Origin of the sequence: Rugamonas violacea, assembly GCF_016461825.1 — a bacterium.
GTDB lineage: Bacteria > Pseudomonadota > Gammaproteobacteria > Burkholderiales > Burkholderiaceae_D > Rugamonas.
Genome location: NZ_JAEMNU010000040.1, coordinates 61,570 through 76,718 on the forward strand (window position 1 = coordinate 61,570; position 15,149 = coordinate 76,718).

The following is a 15,149-nucleotide window of genomic DNA, read 5'->3' on the forward strand; positions in this document are numbered from 1 at the left end:
GACACCACCATGACATTCCCCAAGCTGACCACCGGTCTCCGCGTTATCGCCTCCTTCGCCATCGTTTTGCTGGTGATGGCCTGCATGTCGGCGCTGGCGCTGTGGCGCATGCACAGCGCCGACGCGCTGACCTCCGACCTGGTACACGACAAGCTGGCGCGCCAACAGCTCAGCGCCGAACTGCTCGCCGCCGCCCGCCTGAACGGCCTGCGCGCCACCTCGATCGCCCGCAGCGACAGCCTGGAAGTGGCCGAATACTTCCTCGCCGAGCTGGCCGGCGGCCAAAAAGCCCAGGCCGCGCTGGAACAGCAGCTCGCCGCCCTGCCGCAGAACGGCGCCGAGCAAACGCTGTGGCGCGCCGTGCAACAGCACAAGAGTAGTTATCTGACGGTGCAGACGGAGGTGTTCCGCCTCAAGGATCTCGGCAAGACGCAGGAGGTCGGTGAGCTGGTCGACACCCGCATGGCCGCCACCTTCAAACAGTACGGCGCCGCCATCGAAGCGCTGCTGCGGCACCAAACCGGCCAGGCGCGCGCGCTGGCCGAGGAGTCGGCCAGTCAGTTCCGCCACAGCCAGATCCTGCTCAGCGTTCTCGGCGCCGCCGCCCTGCTCACCTGCGCCGTGCTGGCCTGGCGGCTCACCCGCAGCATCGTCGCGCCGCTCAAGCAGGCCGTCACGCTGGCGCTGCGCGTCGCCGCCGGCGACCTGCGCGCCACGCTGCAGCATGAGCGCAGCGACGAAATCGGCCAGTTGCTCGACGCCTTGAACGACATGAACGGCCGCCTGGCCCACACCGTCGCCCAGGTGCGCGACGGCGCCGCCGACATCGACCACGCCTCGCGCGAAATCGCCGCCGGCAACCTGGACCTGTCGCGCCGCACCGAGCAGCAGGCCGACGCGCTGGTGGAAACCGTGTCGTCGATGGAGCAGCTGACCATCACCGTCAAACAGAACAGCGGCAACGCCCGCGCCGCCAACCAGTTGGCGCAGTCGGCCTCGGACGTGGCCGGCCAGGGCGGCCGCGTGGTGTCCGACGTGGTCGAGACGATGGAGGCGATCAACGACTTCGCCCACAAGATCGTCGACATCACCGGCGTCATCGACGGCATCGCCTTCCAGACCAACATCCTGGCGCTCAACGCCGCTGTGGAGGCGGCGCGTGCCGGCGACCAGGGACGCGGCTTCGCCGTCGTCGCCGGCGAGGTGCGCAACCTGGCGCAGCGTTCGGCCACCGCCGCGCGCGAGATCAAAAAGCTGATCAACGACTCGGCCGAGAAGATCGACAACGGCAGCCAGCTGGCCAAGACCGCCGGCGCGACCATGCACGAGGTGGTGCAAAGCGTGCAGCGGGTGACGGCCATCATGGCCTCGATCAGCCAGGCTAGCGCCGACCAGGAGAGCGGCATCGAGCAAATCAACGTCGCGCTGACCGAGATGGACGGCGCCACCCAGCACAACGCCGCCATGGTCGAGGAGGCGGCCAGCGCCGCCGAGGCCATGCACCGGCAGGCCAACAAGCTGACCGCGCTGGTCAGCCACTTCAAGGTCGACCCGGTGGATGGCAGCGCTCAGCGCGCGCCGGCCGCCGGCGTGGTGCGCCTGGCGCCGCGTGCCGCGACGGCCAAGGCGCTGGCCATATCGCCCCGCGCGAGCCGCCAGGCCGCGCTGGCCGAAGCGACGCGCCGGCTCCTGCGCGCCTGAGAATTGCGCCGCTGGCGCGCAACGATGCTGGAGGCGGTCGTTTTTTAATCGCGCAGCGACACCACACGGTCGCCCTCGCCCGGCTTGCAGCCTTCGGCAAGGGCTGTCCAGCCCCGGTGAACCACAATCCGCTGCTCGTCATGGCATAGTTCGACCCGCTCGCTGGCAGGGTAGCGCGCCCGCACGAAGGTCTCGATGGTCGACGGCAGACTGACTTGCAGCCGCATCGCCCGGCGGTCATCGTAGGGATGGTCGTCCATTTGCAGCAGCGGCACGAAATACGCGGCCAGCATCAGGAAACGCGAATCGACATTCACCGGCTCCGGTGAATAGCGCTCGTCGCGCAGCCATTGCTGGGCGCGCGCGCGCAAATCGTCGCCGTCCGCCAGACCGCCCCAGCCGGCGGCCAGCATCTCCATGATCCATTGATTGCAATTCTGGTAGCGCAGGCTGAAGGCATAGGCGTTGGCGCTGTATTGCGCGGCCAGCAGATGCTGCACGCGCGGCATGTCGAGCAAGGCTGGCCGCAGCGGTTGTATCGCCCGCGCCGGCAGACGCACGATGGACAAATAGCCCATCGCCGGATCGTCCGTGCCCATGGCGAAGCCGGCCAGGCCCTGATCGAAGATTCTCGGCCGGCTTTCGTCGCAGGCATAGTACAACTGCCGCGCCGACCAGATGCCGTTGTCGGCGCGCCAGGCCAGCGCGGCGTGCGAATAGCGGATGCCGAAGCGCGACAAGTCAAGTCCCGAACGGCTGACCAGGGCGACACCGTCATCGCCGCCGGCCAGCTCCTCGCGCAGCACGGCGGCGAAGCGCAACAGGCGGTCCTGCTCGGAAGCGGTCAGCGGCTGCGAACGGTCGCAAAAACGCGACGCGCCGGACGAGCCGGACGAACTCGACGCGCCGCCGGCCTGCGCCGCGCCGGCCACGCCTAGCGCCACGCAGGCCAAGCCGGCCAGCGCCAAGACGCGGGCCGGCGCACCGGCTAACTTCAAAGGCTGACCGGGCGCGAAGCCAACTCGCCGTACCACTCGTCGGCCAGCACCAGGTAGAACGGCTGGCGCGTGTCGCCACGGCCGAATTCGATGCCATACACGCGGTTGCGCGCGTACATCGCATCGCCGGCGGCGAGGCGCTGCTGGTCGAACGTCTCGCGTGGCAGGTCCAGCACGACGCGCTGTTGCGGGTCGTCGGCCTGCATCGTCACGCGCGTGCGGTCGGCGTGGTCGGGTGTGGCGGCGATCTGGATGATGCGGTATTCGCCGTCGGCGACCTTGCGCTTGTCGTCGCGCGAGCTATTGCTGGAACCGCCGAGCGAGTCGGACACGCTGCCGCTCGACGCCGAACCGGCGCTGGAAGCCGACGATGCGAAGCTATCGGCATGGACATTCAAAGTGGCGGCCAGCGCAGCGGCCGTCAAGATCAGGCGTAACGAAAGAGAGGTCGACATCGGAAGTTCCTATGTTTGAAAACGGCCAGTATAAGAGCTTTCTCATTTCAGCCGCGCCAATAATTCATCTGCCGCAGTATTTAAAACAGCCGTCGCAGGCGCAGCGCCAGGCTGCTGCCAAGCGGCGACAGGGCGCGCTCCGAATCGGCCGCGCCGGCCTGGTGCAACGCCGAGATCATCAAGGTGGTGCGGGTATCGAAGTGATAGTCGGCCGTGCCGTGCCACACGCGGCTGCGATCCTCCTGGCCGAGGTAGACGCCACCGCCCAACTCCCACTCGCCCACCGTCTGTGCCAGCGACACGCTCAAATAGCGCCGCCGCGCGCCCTGGCTCACCAACAGCTGCGCCAGTTGCGCCTGAAGGCCGCCGATCGCCTGCGGCGGCAAGGCCGACTGCCGATTCGCCTTCGCCAAGGCCAGCAGACGGCCGAACTGGGCGTCGGACAGGCCACGGCCGTCGTAAGCGTATTCCAGCTGTAGCTTGGGCAGGTCCGGCAAGGTCCACACCAGGCCGACGGTGGCGCGGTGGTAGCGCCGGCCGTCGTTGGCGCGCAGCGAAGCGTAGGCGCCCTGCCCGGCCTCGCCGCTTGCGCCGGTGTTGGGGTTGAGCCGGGCATCGGCGTCGAGCAGGCCGGCGACGATAGGCCGCTGGCTGCCGCGCGCGCTGTAGGCCGAGCCGTACCAGGACAAGGTCTCGCCGACCGCGCCGCTCAAGCTGGCGCCGACGCCGTTGGCCTCGCCGCTGGCACGGCGCAGGACAATGCTGGCGCTCAGTTGCGGAAATTCGTAGCCGAACTTGAGCAGCGACTGTTCGACACCCCGGTTGTAGCCGTCGGCATGGCGCCGCGCGTCGCGGCTGTACAGCGCGGCCACGCTGGCGCTGGCGCCGGTCCAGCTGAGCACCGCCATCGGCATGCCCTCGGACTGGCCGAGCGAATCGAGCGGGTCGCTCAGGTCGCTGCGCTTCTGGAAAAAACCCAGCGGCTGGTTGACATAGGACGGATCGAGCGCATACAGGCGTTTGCCCAGCGAGAGTGTCACCGCGTCGTTGAGCTGGAATACCCGGTTCAACTCCTGCAGTGTGAATGCAGTGTGCTGGCCTTGGCCCGCCACGTCGCTGTGGGTGGTTTCAACGCGGGCGCGCCAACTGAACTGCTGGAAGCGGACCTCCAGCAGGCCGGCCAGCTCGGTCTTGTGCTCGGCCAGGTCGAGGAAGTTCGCCTGGTTGAGCGGCGTGGCGTTGAGCACCGTGCGTTCGCGGCCGAGCAGCGCGAAGCCGCCGAGCCAGTTGGTGTCGCCGCCGGCGGCACCGGCGTCATCGGCGCGCGCGCCGTCGCACAGCAGCAGGCAGGCCAGCAGCAGCGGCTGCGATTTTAGCCTCAACGTCAGCCTCATTGCCTGCGATCTCAACCTCAACGTCAGCCTCATTGTTCCAGGCTGCGCGGGTTGAAGGTACTGGCCGGGAAGTCGACCGCCCTGATCTTCTCGAACACCACGCGGGTCTCGTCCTCGGCCAGCTGCGGGTCCGAATAGTGGGTGGTCGGCGGCAGGCCGCCGCTGGCCGGGTCGAATACCGCCACCTTCAGCAGCTTGCCGCTGGCGACATACAGCAGCGCCTTCAAGGGTACGTGCTGGCCGCGCTGGCGACCGACCAGCAGCGTGATGCGGGTGTAGGTGGCCGCCTCGTTCTTGCTGCTCAGCGCCAGCGCCACGCAGCTGTCGGCCGGGCAGCCCGGCGGCGCCGTCTCGGCCAACGCCACGTCGTAGTCGTTCTCGAAGCTGATGCGCGCCAGGTCGCCGATCGACGCCTTGCCGCGCAGCGTTTGCAGTGGCGTCAGGCGGATCGCCCGGCGGGTGCGCGGCGCATAGAAAAAGATGCCGCTGTCGGTGGTCAAAAACTTCTGCCCGCGCTGGTCCACGCTGGTCGCTTCGACCAGCGCCTGGTTGTGGTTTGCGCCGCGCACAATATACGTGCCGGCCTCCTGCTCCTTACCACCTTGCACCGGGACGATACGCACCGAAGCCTCGAAGCTGTTCAAGGGCAGACGGTAGCGGTCGACCTGGCGCAGGATCTCCTGCGGCGTCACGGCGGCGGCAATGGCGCCGCATGGCACGGCCAGCAGCGCGGCCAACAGCGCGCCGGCGACGCCGGCAAGGGCACGGCGTTGGGAAGACAAGAACGGCATCGGCAAACTCATTGGATGGAAAGGGATTGCATGATCGGCATGCGGGCGATGCGGCGGCTGACCGTCCACGCCGCCAGCATCGCCACCAGCGGCAAGGCGCACACCACGGCGGCGCCGTACTCCGGCACCCACAGCAGTTGCAACAGCACGCCGACGTTGCGGCCCGGCGGCGGCGCCAGTTCGATGCGCGCGGCGTTGAGCGCCAGCGTCGCCGCGAAGGCCAGCAGGCCGCCGGCCAGCGCGCCCAGCGCGCCTTGCAGCAGACCCTCGAAAACAAACAGGCGGCGCACCGTACCGTGGCCTATGCCCATCGCGCGCATGGTACCGATCTCACGCGCCCGTTCGTAGATGGTGGTCAGCGTCATCGCCGCCACGCCGAGGAAGACGATCATGCCGATCACCACGCCGAACACCACGAACTGGTTGCGGAACAACGCCAGCACCTGCGAATACAGTGGCGCCAACTGCTGCCAGGTCTTCAATTCAAATTCGCCGCCGAGGCGTTGGCGCAGCCGCGCCGAGACGGCGTCGGCCTGCTCGCTGGACTGGTACAGCAGCGCCACGCTGGAGATGCGCTCGCTGCGCAGCAGCTCCTGCGCCGTCTCCAGCGGCAGCTGCAGCAGATACAGGTCGCTCTGCGGTACGCCGGTGGCAACCAATCCGGCGATCTCCAGATCCATCGCGTTGACGCTGCCGCCGGCCGTGGTGGTCATCAGCGTGATCGACTGACCGGGCCGCACGCCCAGCCGGCGCGCCATCTCCTTGCCGATCAAGACCTGGTAACGGCCCGCCACCGTGGCTTTGAGCGGCTGCCCCTCGGCCAGCGACTGAAAGGCGCCGAAGGCCTGCCGCTCGCGGTCGGGCATGACGCCGCTGCCTTCGAAATTGAGTGTGCGCGGGCCGTTCGACACCAGGCCGCTAAATTGCACGCGCGGCACCACGCGGCGCACCTGCGTCTCCTGCGCCAGCGCGGCCTCCAGCCGCGCCATGGCGGCGCGGTCCAGGCCGAACTGCAGTTGCTGCTCGGCGTAGCCGTCGAACTGGCCGGGCGCGGCCAACTGGGCGTGGCCCAAACCGCCGCGGATGGTGCTTTCGCGCAGGCCGTCCAGCGAGGCGGCGATGTAACAAACGAACAGCAGCAACGCCAAGGTGCCGACGGCGATGGTCCCGCCCAGCAGCAGCGAGCGACGGCCGTTGCGCCGCACATTGCGCAGCGCCAGCAGCAACCACTGCCTCATGCGGCCCGTCCGGGCACGCTGGCGGCGGCGTCGACCTGGCGGCCGTCCTGCAGCCGAATCACGCGCTGCGCCATGTCCATCACGCGCTGGTCGTGGGTGGCGATGATGAAGCTAGTCTTGGTTTGCTGGTTCAGGTTGGCGATCAGCTCCAGCAGTTGCTGCGCCGTCTTGCTGTCCAGGTTTCCGGTCGGCTCGTCGGCGATCACCAGGCTGGGACGGTTGACCAAAGCGCGCGCAATGGCGACGCGCTGCTGCTGGCCGCCGGAAAGCTCGGCCGGCGCGTGGCCCAGCCGCTGCGCCATGCCGACCTGCTCCAGCATCGCGCTGGCGCGCTCGCGCACCTCGCGCGCGGGCAGGCCCTGCGGCGCCAGCGCCAGCTCGACGTTCTCCAGCGCCGTCAAGGCGCCGATCAGGTTGAACTGCTGGAAGACGAAACCGAGCTTGCGGTTGCGGTACTGGTCCAGCGCCGCGTCGGCGATCTGGTCGAGCCGCACGCCATCGACGCGGATGCAACCGCTGTCCGGCTGGTCGAAGCGCGCCAGCATGCCCAGCAAGGTGCTCTTGCCGCTGCCGGACGGCCCGGCGATGGCGGTCACGCTGGCTTGGTCGATGCGGAACGAGACGGCGTCCAGCGCCACGATACGCTCGGCACCACGCTGGAAATGCTTACTCACCGCCTCGACTTCTAGTATCGCCGTCATGCCTGCCATGCCTTCGCTGTGCCTTCGTTACACCGACTAATAAGCCAGCTCGATGCTGATCGGGTCCATGCCTGGTTTGATGTCGATGGCCGCGTCCGCGAAGGCCGGCGGGCCGAAATGGCCCCTGGCATTGCGCGAAAAACCGTAGCCTTCGAGCGGAATGCCATTCGCCCCCATGTCGAAGACGCCGTTGCCGTTCTCGTCGTGGAACAGCATCACGGCATACCGACCGGGCTTGATCTTCTCGACAAGGGCGGTCAGCTTGGCCGCCGCCTTCTGCGTCGTCATGTAGGGGCAGACCTTGAGAAAACTGGCCTCGTCACACACCGCCACCATGATCTGGCCCTTGTCGTTGGCCGCGCCGCTGACCTCGATCGTCAGGCTGGCCTGGCCGCCGGCGCGGGGAAACGGCACCGGCGCGAACACGCGATGGCCGAAAATCGCCGCCAGCGTGCTGGCCAAGATCACCAAGCCCACCAATATAAACACCACCTTCAACCGTCGCCGGCCACTTTGTTCCATGTACTCCGTCATCGCTTGCTGTCTCCTGAACTATTTTTTGTTTTACTGCGAACGCGGCATCCACGTGAAACGCCGCACCGCCAGCAGCAGGCACACCACCAACATCAGGCTGAGCACTAGCACGCTGTAGGCATCGCTGCGCCAATCCATGCCCACGGTGAGCGCGCGGCGGATACTGGCCATCATCGCGTTCAATGGCAGGCAGTCGGCCGCCTCGCGCAGCGCCTTGGGCAAGCCGCCCAGCGGGATCATGAGATTACCCGAAAAAAGCAGCGGAAAATAGAGCAGATTGCACAGCATGGTGGCGGCGGCCACGCTATTGGTCAGCGCGGCGATCAGCAAGCCGAGCGCCAGGAAGGCCGCCGAGCCCAGTCCCAGCATGCCGACCGCCAGCGCGATCGCGCCGGGACCGGCGCTGATGCGCACGCCGTAGATGGCCCAGGCGGCGAAAAACATCGCCAGGCTGGCCAGCAGCACGATCACCAAGCGCGACAAACACCAGGCCGCGACGACGACGCCGGTCGGCATCGGAAAGAGCTGGTACATGCGGAACATGCCGCCCTCGCGCGCCGCCACCAGCGGGCCGGCGAAACCCATCAGACTGGTCGACAGGATCACCAGCCCGGCCAGGCCGGTGACCAGGAACAGGCGGTAGTCCAGGCTCGCGGTCGGCGCGGCCGGCGGCGGCGGCAGCGCCACGCGCGGCGCGCCCTGCAAGCCGCTCAGGTTGTAGGCGTCGCTATAGCCGCGCAACATGCCGTAGGCGGCGTCGTAGGCCGCGCCGCCGTTGTCACGCTTGCCGGCGCCGTTGCGCAGGTCCATCAGCGTGCTGCGGCCGGCATCCACATTGTCGGCGAAGCCGGGTGGGATGGTCAGCACGAAGTCGGCGTCGGCGGCCTGCTCCGGCGTCAACACATTAAAGGCGATACTGCGCTGCTGGCGCAGGCCGGCCTGTAGATGGCGCTGGTATGCCTGGCTGATGGCGCTGCGGTCCTGGTCGACCATCGCCAGCGAGACGGGGCCGAGCTTGACGTCGTGGCCGAACAGCGCCATCTGCATGACCAGCATCAGCAGCGGGAAGGCGAAAGTCCAGAACAGGGCCAGGCGGCCGCGCAGGAACATCGCCAGGTCGGCTTGTACGAGGTGCAGCAGGGTCTTCATCGTGGCGCGGCCTTGGGCAAATTGGTCGGTGAATCGTGAACAGTGTGGGCGATGTGGGCGAGGAAGTCTTCCACCGACACCGCCTCCAGGCTGAAGGCGGCAACGCGCTGCTGTTCGATGAAGTGGCGGAAGGTCTGGTCGAAGCCGGCGCCGCCATATAACTCCCAGCCGTCGTCGCACTGGCGCGGCGGCTTCACCAGGCCGGGCAAGGCCAGCATCGCCTTCTGCGCCTGATGGTCCAGCACTTGACGCAGGCGCCCCTTGAAGGCGCCCACCTGGCCGGCCATCAGCTCGGCCAGCGCGCCGTCGGCGATGATCTTACCGCCGTCAAGGCAGACGATGCGGTCCATGCCCAGCAGGTCGGCCGGCACGTGGGAGATCATCAGCAGCGTGATCGGCAGCTGGGCCAGCAACTCGCGCAGCGCACGGGCGAACCATTCGTCCAGGCCCAACGAGGGCTCGTCCAGCAGCGCCAGTTCGGGCACATGGGCCAGGGCCAGCCACAGCATGACTCGCTGTTTCTGGCCGCGCGACAGCTGCGACCAAAAGCGCTCGCGCAGTTCTTCCAAGCCGAGCGCCCGCGTCACGGCGGGGTCGGTGCGGCTGTAGATGGTCCGGTGCAGCGCCATCATTTCACTGATGCGGGTCTGGCCCGGCAGGTCGGAACCCTGCAGCAGGCCACCGATGCGCTGGCGCGTGGCGGCGCTGCGCGGATCGCCGACCAGCAAAGCGACGCTGCCCCGGTCGGGCCGGCGCAGGCCGAGCAGGGTTTCGATCAGCATCGATTTGCCACTGCCGTTGCGGCCGACCAGCGTTACCCGCTCGCCGCTGCGCAGCGTCAAATCGCCCGGTCGCAGCGTGAAGGCGGAAGACAGGCGCAGCTCCAGATCCGTCGTTTGCAGCATCACGGGCGCGTCGCTCGCCACAGAGGAACGACCTGCAGTGGATATGGCTGCCGATATGGCTGTTGATGTGGCTAAAGATATGGTTGCCGATATGGCTGAAGATATGGCTGAAGATATGGCTGCCGATGCGCCCGGCGAACCGGCAGCCAACGGCGCTGCGGCCTGCGGCGCTACCTGTAACGGTGGGCCGGCATCGATGCCGTACTCCAGCAGCACGTTGCGGGCGTGCTCATAGTAGAGCCGATTCTGCATCGCCTGGCGCAACTTGCTGACGCCAAGATCGCGGTCGCCGCCATATTGGGCCGGCGCGTTGAGCAGCAGCGAGGCATGCTGCACCAGCAAATCGGGGTCGTTGGGAATCAACTGGGCGGCCTTGTCGAAGGCCTGGATGGCCTGTTGGCCGGCCGTCGCCACCTTGATGATGTTGGGCCGCGCCAGCAGGATCGCCAGGATCGCGCGGGTGCCGCGCCACAACCACAGGCGGCCGGCGGGCAGGCACTCGCCGGCCTTGAGCAGCATGTCGAGGTGGGCCAGCTGCTCGGCCGGCGGCGCGCTGCGGAAGTTCACCTGCAACAGCGCGCGGTTGAGTTGCGCGCCGATCAGGCTGTCGAGCAGTGCCGGCTCGGTGAAGACGGCGTCCGCCTCCAGCGCGGCAATGCCGGCGTCCAGATCGGCCGGGTTCTTGTTGATCCACGCGGTGAAGACGGCGTCGCGCGCCTGTTCGATCAGGGCGCTCTGCGCCGCGTCCGGACCGCTGCCAGACGATGTGGCTGAGGCGGCCGGCAGCGACTGGCCGCTGGCCTGCTCGACCAAATGGACGATCTGCGCCTCCGAGCCGGCCCGCGCCACGGCGGCGAACAGGCGCACGATGCGCTCCGCCCCGCCCTGCGCGTCAATCGTTTCGAGTAGATCGGCACCGGCGCGGCAGGCCGCCAGATAAACGGCCAGCTGGCTGTCCGCGCCGTCGCCGAACATGCTGTCCGAGGCGCGGCTGAGCAGCGTGCGCAGCGGCGGCAGCAAGTCCGGATTCGCCGCCGGCAGCGCGGCGCCGCCGAAGCGGCAGGCGAACAGCTGCGCCAGGCCCTCGTCGAGCAGGCGCACACCACAGGTCAGGAAACAGTGGGCGACCTCGTGGAACTGCACGGCGCGCAGATCGTCCGGATAGCCGGGCGACAGCGTCGACAGGTGCAGCACCGCCAAGCCGGGGAAAGCCTCCAGCGTCCAGTGCAGGTCGCGGTTCTCGGCGCGGCATTGGACGATGATGCAAGGCGCCGGCAGTCCAAGGAACTGCTGGCACTGCGCGATGGCCTCTTCAAAATGCCGCTGCAAGGTGGCCGGCAAGGGCTGCCCGCCCAGCACAAACAGCGGGCCGCATTGAAGAAACGGCAGCTTGCCGGCGACCATATCGAGCAGCAGCGGGTAGCCGGGGAAGCGGCCGCGCAAGCCGAAGAGCTGGTCGAGCGCCTGCAAAGCCTCGTCGCGGCGGCCGGCGGCGGCAAGGTTCAACACCTCGAAAGCGGCTAGGCGCAGCCGCAGCGCGCCCGATACCTGTGCGCCGGACTGGCCGGGGCCGGGTTCGAGACCGGGATTGGCGCCATCGCCCGCCGCGCCGTTCACGTCGCCAGCGACGCTTTCCTGGCTCAAGCCAGCGCCCCTTTCCTGGCTCAAGCCGGCGCCCGGGCCGGCTTGGTCCGAGCCGGCCGGAGTGGCCGCTGTGGCCATGGCCTTGAAGGCGCTGTCGTTCATGCGGCGGCGGCTCCGGTTCCGGCCGGCGCCTCGCGGCCCAGCAGCATCACCGACACCACCGTCTCGGTGACGCCGTCGATGTCCAGCAAGGCCGCCAGCTCGTCATCGTAGTAGGCGCCGTAGACCAGCGATCCCAAGCCCAGGCCCTGCGCCGTCAGGCACAGGTTCTGCGAGGCGTGGCCGGTCTCCAGCAGCGCCATGCGGTAGCCTCGCGCGCCGTACTTGGCGGTGGCGCGCTGCGGCACGCTGGTCATCACGCAGACCAGCGGCGCCTGGATGCTGGACTCGCCGCCCTTCACCTCGGCCGTGCCGAAGGCGTTGCCGTCCTGCCGCTTGAGCTGGCGCAGGCAGTGGTTGCGCGCGTCGTAGTGGGCGATGCAGGGTTCCACGCCCTCGATCTGATTGAGGAAGAAGTAGAACTCGGTCGGATACAGCCCGCCCGGCGACGGATAGGCGCGGAAGGCCAGCTTGACGTGCGGCGCGGCGTCGCTGCTTTTGACGCGGTTGACCCGCAACGCGTGGTGCAACAAGCTGGACAACTCCTGCAAGGTCATCGCGCCGACGAAGCCGCGCGCGCTCGTGCGGCCGGCCATGACTTCGGCCAGACCGCCCATGCTCAGCGTCGGTTCCGGCAGCTCGATGCGCGGGCAGGATGGAAACACGTTGTAGCCGGCCGCGCCGCGCGCGATGTAGGCCGGGTGGCGCAGGTAGCGCACGATGTTCTTCACCTGGCCGGACAAGGTGGCGCGGTGGAACTTGGTCTGCTCGTGCAGGATCTCGACCGGATCGTCGATATCGAAATCGCCGGCCATCGCCTGCGGCGGCAGGAGCTCTTGCAAACTATTCTTCATTGGCGCATATCCACTTCAAGGGAACGGATGGGGATCGGTGTTCAATGGCGGCACGCCGTCCAGGCCCCAGAACGCGGCGATTTTGCGCAGCCGGCGCTCGTCGCGGCTGAACATGCCGTCGCCGAACAGCAGCGGATGCAGGCCGGGGATCAGCGCCCGCACCACGCAAAAGCCCAGGCTGCCGATGTCGGCCGAGGTAACGTCGACCGCCAGCGCGCGGTGGCCCAGCGCCTTCAGCCGCGCCAGCAAATCGTCCAGCGTCGCCAACTGGCGCAGGGCCGGGTCGGCGCTGGAGATAGTCTGCCCGTTCTGGAACAGGAAGTCCATCGCGCCCTGGCGCGACTGCTCCAGGAAGTAGGCGAAATGGTCGCCCGGATTGCGGATCGCCGCCCGCTCGGGCAGCGGCGTGCCGGCGCCGAGGATGGAACTGCCCCAGCAATAGCCGTGCAGGGCCTCGATCACCGCCTTGTTGATGGCCTGCTCCACGCCCAGCTGGGCGCTGGCGCCGAGCGACATGGTGCCGTCGTTGCGGCTGCGCGCCAGGCACAACACCACCGGCATGCCGATGTCGGTGCTGATGTCCCACAGCCGCAGCTCCAGCGAGGAATCGCGCAGCGCGCGCCGCACGCCGGGCAACAGCTTGGACCAACTGTCCTCGCTGACCTCCAGGGTGCGCGGCGCGTAGCGCATTTGCCACATGGCGGCGAAGGCGTCGCGCTCGACCACCTCGGCCAGGCCGCTGAGGATGGCGCGCTGCTCGTCCATGCCGCAGGCCAGGCCGGTCGACGAGGACTGGAAGACGATCTCGCGTTGGTCCTTGACCTGCATGCCGAGATACACCATCTGCGCCGGCACATAGGCCTCGCGCCCGGGGTCGTGCAAATCGGCGGCGGCGGCCCAGGCGCGCGTGGCGCCAGGCTCCGGCGCGGAATACTCAAAGCCTTGGGCGGCGTACTGCTCGGCCGAAAACAAGACGAACTGCTCGGCGCCGACGGCGGCCTCGCCCAGCTCGTCCTGGCTGGCGTAGTGCAGCTGGTCGTCGAAATGGACGGCGGCCGAGTAGCGCTCGATGGCCTCGCCGAAGGCCGCCCACAGGGCCGAGGTGCGGTCGAAGGCGGCGCCGGAGCCGGCCAGGCTGGCGCGGTCGCTGGTCGGGTTGTTCGGCTTGGCGCGCGAGGGGTCGATCATCATCGCCTTGACGTCGACCATCAGCGCGTTGAAGACGAACAGGCCGCGCGCGTCCGGGTGCTCGGTCTCCTCCAGCAAGGTGGTGATGATGCCGTGGCGGCGGTGCACCAGCGCCTGGTGGATCAGCGCCAGGCGCTGCTCGGGATCGGCGCCGTCCAGGCTGATTTGCTCCATGTTGCGGCCCATCTCAAGCCCGCCGACGCAGCAAGGCCTGCTGGAACACGCTGCCGACCGGGCGCGCGCTGCTGGCGTTGCCGCAAGCGGCGCAACGCGGCAGGCGCAGGATGCGGCTGCGGTGGATCTCGCCGCTCAGGCTGTCGATCTCGCTGAACACGCTGTGCTGCAGGTTCTCCAGTGTGCCGCTGAGGTACTGCAGCGCCACGCGCGAGGCCTCGGCGACGCCGAAACGCAGCGCCAACTTGCTCGGGATGGCGTGATACAGGATGGCGTCCGGCTGGCTGCGCACGTCGAACTCGGCGACGAATTTGCGCGTGCCACGGACGCGGTGGAAATAGCATTCATAACAGGCGGTGGCGCGCGGCATCACCAGCGGGCCGCACTGCACCGTGCTCCAGTCGACGCCGACGTACAAACTCGGCATGCCGGCTTCGACCGCCTTGCCGTTCATGGCGCGGAACAGGGCGTAGTCCTCGTGGTCGGCGCAGACGATCAGCAGCGCGCGCCGGCCGGCGGCGGCGGGCAGCGCGGCGTCGCGCCCGACGCGCAGCACGGCGACATCCAGCTCGGCGAAGGAGGCGGCCAGCGCGGCGGCGCAGGCGCCCTCGCCGGCCAACGCCAGCAGCCAGTTGGCGCGCTCGTAGGCGGCGCCCTGTCCGGGCATGCTCAGGCCCTCCAGCTGGCGCCGGTGAGTCAAGTGTTCGTGGGTGGCGTCGCCGTTGGCGCGGCCGTTGTGGCGCACCAGCACCTTGGTGTCGAGCAGCGCCTTGAGGGCGGCGTCGACCGCCTCGGCCGGAAAGCTGTCGGCCATGCGCTCGACCAGCGCGTCGCGGCTGATGCCGTCGCGGGCCTGCGTCAGGATACCCTTGAGCATGCCGACCTTGTCCTCCACCGTGAAGCGGCGGCCGACCACGGACAGCGCGATCTTGTCGGCGCCGATGGTGGTGATTTCCGCCAGCGGCGATACATAGAGACAGTCATTCATAGCGATACCTATCATTCAAAACCCAGTCACGCGGGCCACCCGGCTTGCCGCCAGGCGCCCGCCGGCGCGCGCCGATCGCCGCGCGGCCAGTGCACCATCAGCACCGGCGCGAGCCCGATCGGCCGCAACAACGCATAAGCGCCGGCCGAAGCCGGCGCTTAGCGTGGCCATCCATTAGCAGCAGCAGGAGCAGGAGCAGGTGCAGCAGGAAACGCTGACATCGGCCAGAGCGCCGTTCATGTCGTCTTGCAGGTATTCCGATTCGGTCGAATCGGTGATCAGGATGAAGCTGGTGTCGATTTGGATTTCCATTTTCTCTTTTTCCTTGTTATCTCA

At 68.2% G+C, this 15,149-nt stretch carries 14 protein-coding genes; 1 reads left to right on the plus strand and 13 read right to left on the minus strand.

Annotated elements, in window-relative coordinates; all coding sequences use genetic code 11:
• Positions 1-9: 9 nt before the first annotated feature.
• Positions 10-1,701: a methyl-accepting chemotaxis protein gene (locus H7U20_RS09695; protein WP_199758953.1), complete on the plus strand. Its 1,692-nt coding sequence runs from the start codon at positions 10-12 to the stop codon at positions 1,699-1,701.
• Between the two features lie 44 nt (positions 1,702-1,745).
• On the opposite strand, the gene H7U20_RS09700 is transcribed toward H7U20_RS09695, so the two are convergent.
• The 13 genes from H7U20_RS09700 to H7U20_RS09760 form a co-directional block, all read right to left on the minus strand.
• Positions 1,746-2,699, minus strand: coding sequence for a DUF2145 domain-containing protein (locus H7U20_RS09700; RefSeq protein WP_199758954.1), 954 nt, complete (start codon positions 2,697-2,699; stop codon positions 1,746-1,748).
• Complete coding sequence (locus H7U20_RS09705) at positions 2,696-3,154, minus strand: hypothetical protein (RefSeq protein WP_199758955.1); 459 nt, start codon at positions 3,152-3,154, stop codon at positions 2,696-2,698. Before H7U20_RS09705 ends, H7U20_RS09700 begins: the two co-directional genes overlap by 4 nt.
• An 80-nt stretch (positions 3,155-3,234) precedes the next feature.
• Entirely contained in the window at positions 3,235-4,536 is a 1,302-nt protein-coding gene (locus H7U20_RS09710) for a hypothetical protein (protein ID WP_199758956.1), read from the minus strand.
• A gap of 41 nt (positions 4,537-4,577) precedes the next feature.
• Entirely contained in the window at positions 4,578-5,339 is a 762-nt protein-coding gene (locus tag H7U20_RS09715; RefSeq protein WP_199758957.1) for an outer membrane lipoprotein-sorting protein, read from the minus strand.
• 8 nt (positions 5,340-5,347) lie between these two features.
• Positions 5,348-6,577 (minus strand): ABC transporter permease, encoded by a 1,230-nt coding sequence (locus tag H7U20_RS09720; protein ID WP_199758958.1) that lies wholly within the window; start codon positions 6,575-6,577, stop codon positions 5,348-5,350.
• Positions 6,574-7,278 carry an ABC transporter ATP-binding protein gene (locus H7U20_RS09725; protein ID WP_199758959.1) on the minus strand — a complete coding sequence of 235 codons (705 nt, stop codon included), beginning with the start codon at positions 7,276-7,278 and terminating at the stop codon, positions 6,574-6,576. Before H7U20_RS09725 ends, H7U20_RS09720 begins: the two co-directional genes overlap by 4 nt.
• A 36-nt stretch (positions 7,279-7,314) precedes the next feature.
• Positions 7,315-7,800: a DUF2141 domain-containing protein gene (locus tag H7U20_RS09730; RefSeq protein WP_199758960.1), complete on the minus strand. Its 486-nt coding sequence runs from the start codon at positions 7,798-7,800 to the stop codon at positions 7,315-7,317.
• A gap of 42 nt (positions 7,801-7,842) precedes the next feature.
• Positions 7,843-8,961, minus strand: a complete 1,119-nt coding sequence (locus H7U20_RS09735) for an ABC transporter permease (protein WP_199758961.1) — start codon at positions 8,959-8,961, stop codon at positions 7,843-7,845.
• Complete coding sequence (locus tag H7U20_RS09740; RefSeq protein WP_199758962.1) at positions 8,958-11,612, minus strand: ATP-binding cassette domain-containing protein; 2,655 nt, start codon at positions 11,610-11,612, stop codon at positions 8,958-8,960. The genes H7U20_RS09735 and H7U20_RS09740 overlap by 4 nt, the downstream gene beginning before the upstream one ends.
• Positions 11,609-12,463: a SagB family peptide dehydrogenase gene (locus H7U20_RS09745; RefSeq protein ID WP_199758963.1), complete on the minus strand. Its 855-nt coding sequence runs from the start codon at positions 12,461-12,463 to the stop codon at positions 11,609-11,611. Before H7U20_RS09745 ends, H7U20_RS09740 begins: the two co-directional genes overlap by 4 nt.
• Positions 12,464-12,478: 15 nt before the next feature.
• On the minus strand, positions 12,479-13,825 hold the full coding sequence (locus tag H7U20_RS09750; RefSeq protein ID WP_199758964.1) for a YcaO-like family protein: 1,347 nt from the start codon (positions 13,823-13,825) through the stop codon (positions 12,479-12,481).
• Positions 13,826-13,838: 13 nt separating this feature from the next.
• On the minus strand, positions 13,839-14,813 hold the full coding sequence (locus H7U20_RS09755) for a TOMM precursor leader peptide-binding protein (protein ID WP_199758965.1): 975 nt from the start codon (positions 14,811-14,813) through the stop codon (positions 13,839-13,841).
• 174 nt (positions 14,814-14,987) lie between these two features.
• Positions 14,988-15,125, minus strand: coding sequence for a hypothetical protein (locus H7U20_RS09760; RefSeq protein ID WP_174900650.1), 138 nt, complete (start codon positions 15,123-15,125; stop codon positions 14,988-14,990).
• Positions 15,126-15,149: the final 24 nt, after the last annotated feature.

Excerpts from the sequence above, each read along its gene's own strand:
- H7U20_RS09695 (WP_199758953.1), top strand. The coding sequence starts at position 10 with ATGACATTCCCCAAGCTGACCACCGGTCTCCGCGTTATCGCCTCCTTC.
- H7U20_RS09705 (WP_199758955.1), bottom strand. The coding sequence starts at position 3,154 with ATGTCGACCTCTCTTTCGTTACGCCTGATCTTGACGGCCGCTGCGCTG.
- H7U20_RS09715 (WP_199758957.1), bottom strand. The coding sequence starts at position 5,339 with ATGCCGTTCTTGTCTTCCCAACGCCGTGCCCTTGCCGGCGTCGCCGGC.
- H7U20_RS09720 (WP_199758958.1), bottom strand. The coding sequence starts at position 6,577 with ATGAGGCAGTGGTTGCTGCTGGCGCTGCGCAATGTGCGGCGCAACGGC.
- H7U20_RS09725 (WP_199758959.1), bottom strand. The coding sequence starts at position 7,278 with ATGACGGCGATACTAGAAGTCGAGGCGGTGAGTAAGCATTTCCAGCGT.
- H7U20_RS09730 (WP_199758960.1), bottom strand. The coding sequence starts at position 7,800 with ATGGAACAAAGTGGCCGGCGACGGTTGAAGGTGGTGTTTATATTGGTG.
- H7U20_RS09735 (WP_199758961.1), bottom strand. The coding sequence starts at position 8,961 with ATGAAGACCCTGCTGCACCTCGTACAAGCCGACCTGGCGATGTTCCTG.
- H7U20_RS09740 (WP_199758962.1), bottom strand. The coding sequence starts at position 11,612 with ATGAACGACAGCGCCTTCAAGGCCATGGCCACAGCGGCCACTCCGGCC.
- H7U20_RS09745 (WP_199758963.1), bottom strand. The coding sequence starts at position 12,463 with ATGAAGAATAGTTTGCAAGAGCTCCTGCCGCCGCAGGCGATGGCCGGC.
- H7U20_RS09750 (WP_199758964.1), bottom strand. The coding sequence starts at position 13,825 with ATGGAGCAAATCAGCCTGGACGGCGCCGATCCCGAGCAGCGCCTGGCG.
- H7U20_RS09755 (WP_199758965.1), bottom strand. The coding sequence starts at position 14,813 with ATGAATGACTGTCTCTATGTATCGCCGCTGGCGGAAATCACCACCATC.
- H7U20_RS09760 (WP_174900650.1), bottom strand. The coding sequence starts at position 15,125 with ATGGAAATCCAAATCGACACCAGCTTCATCCTGATCACCGATTCGACC.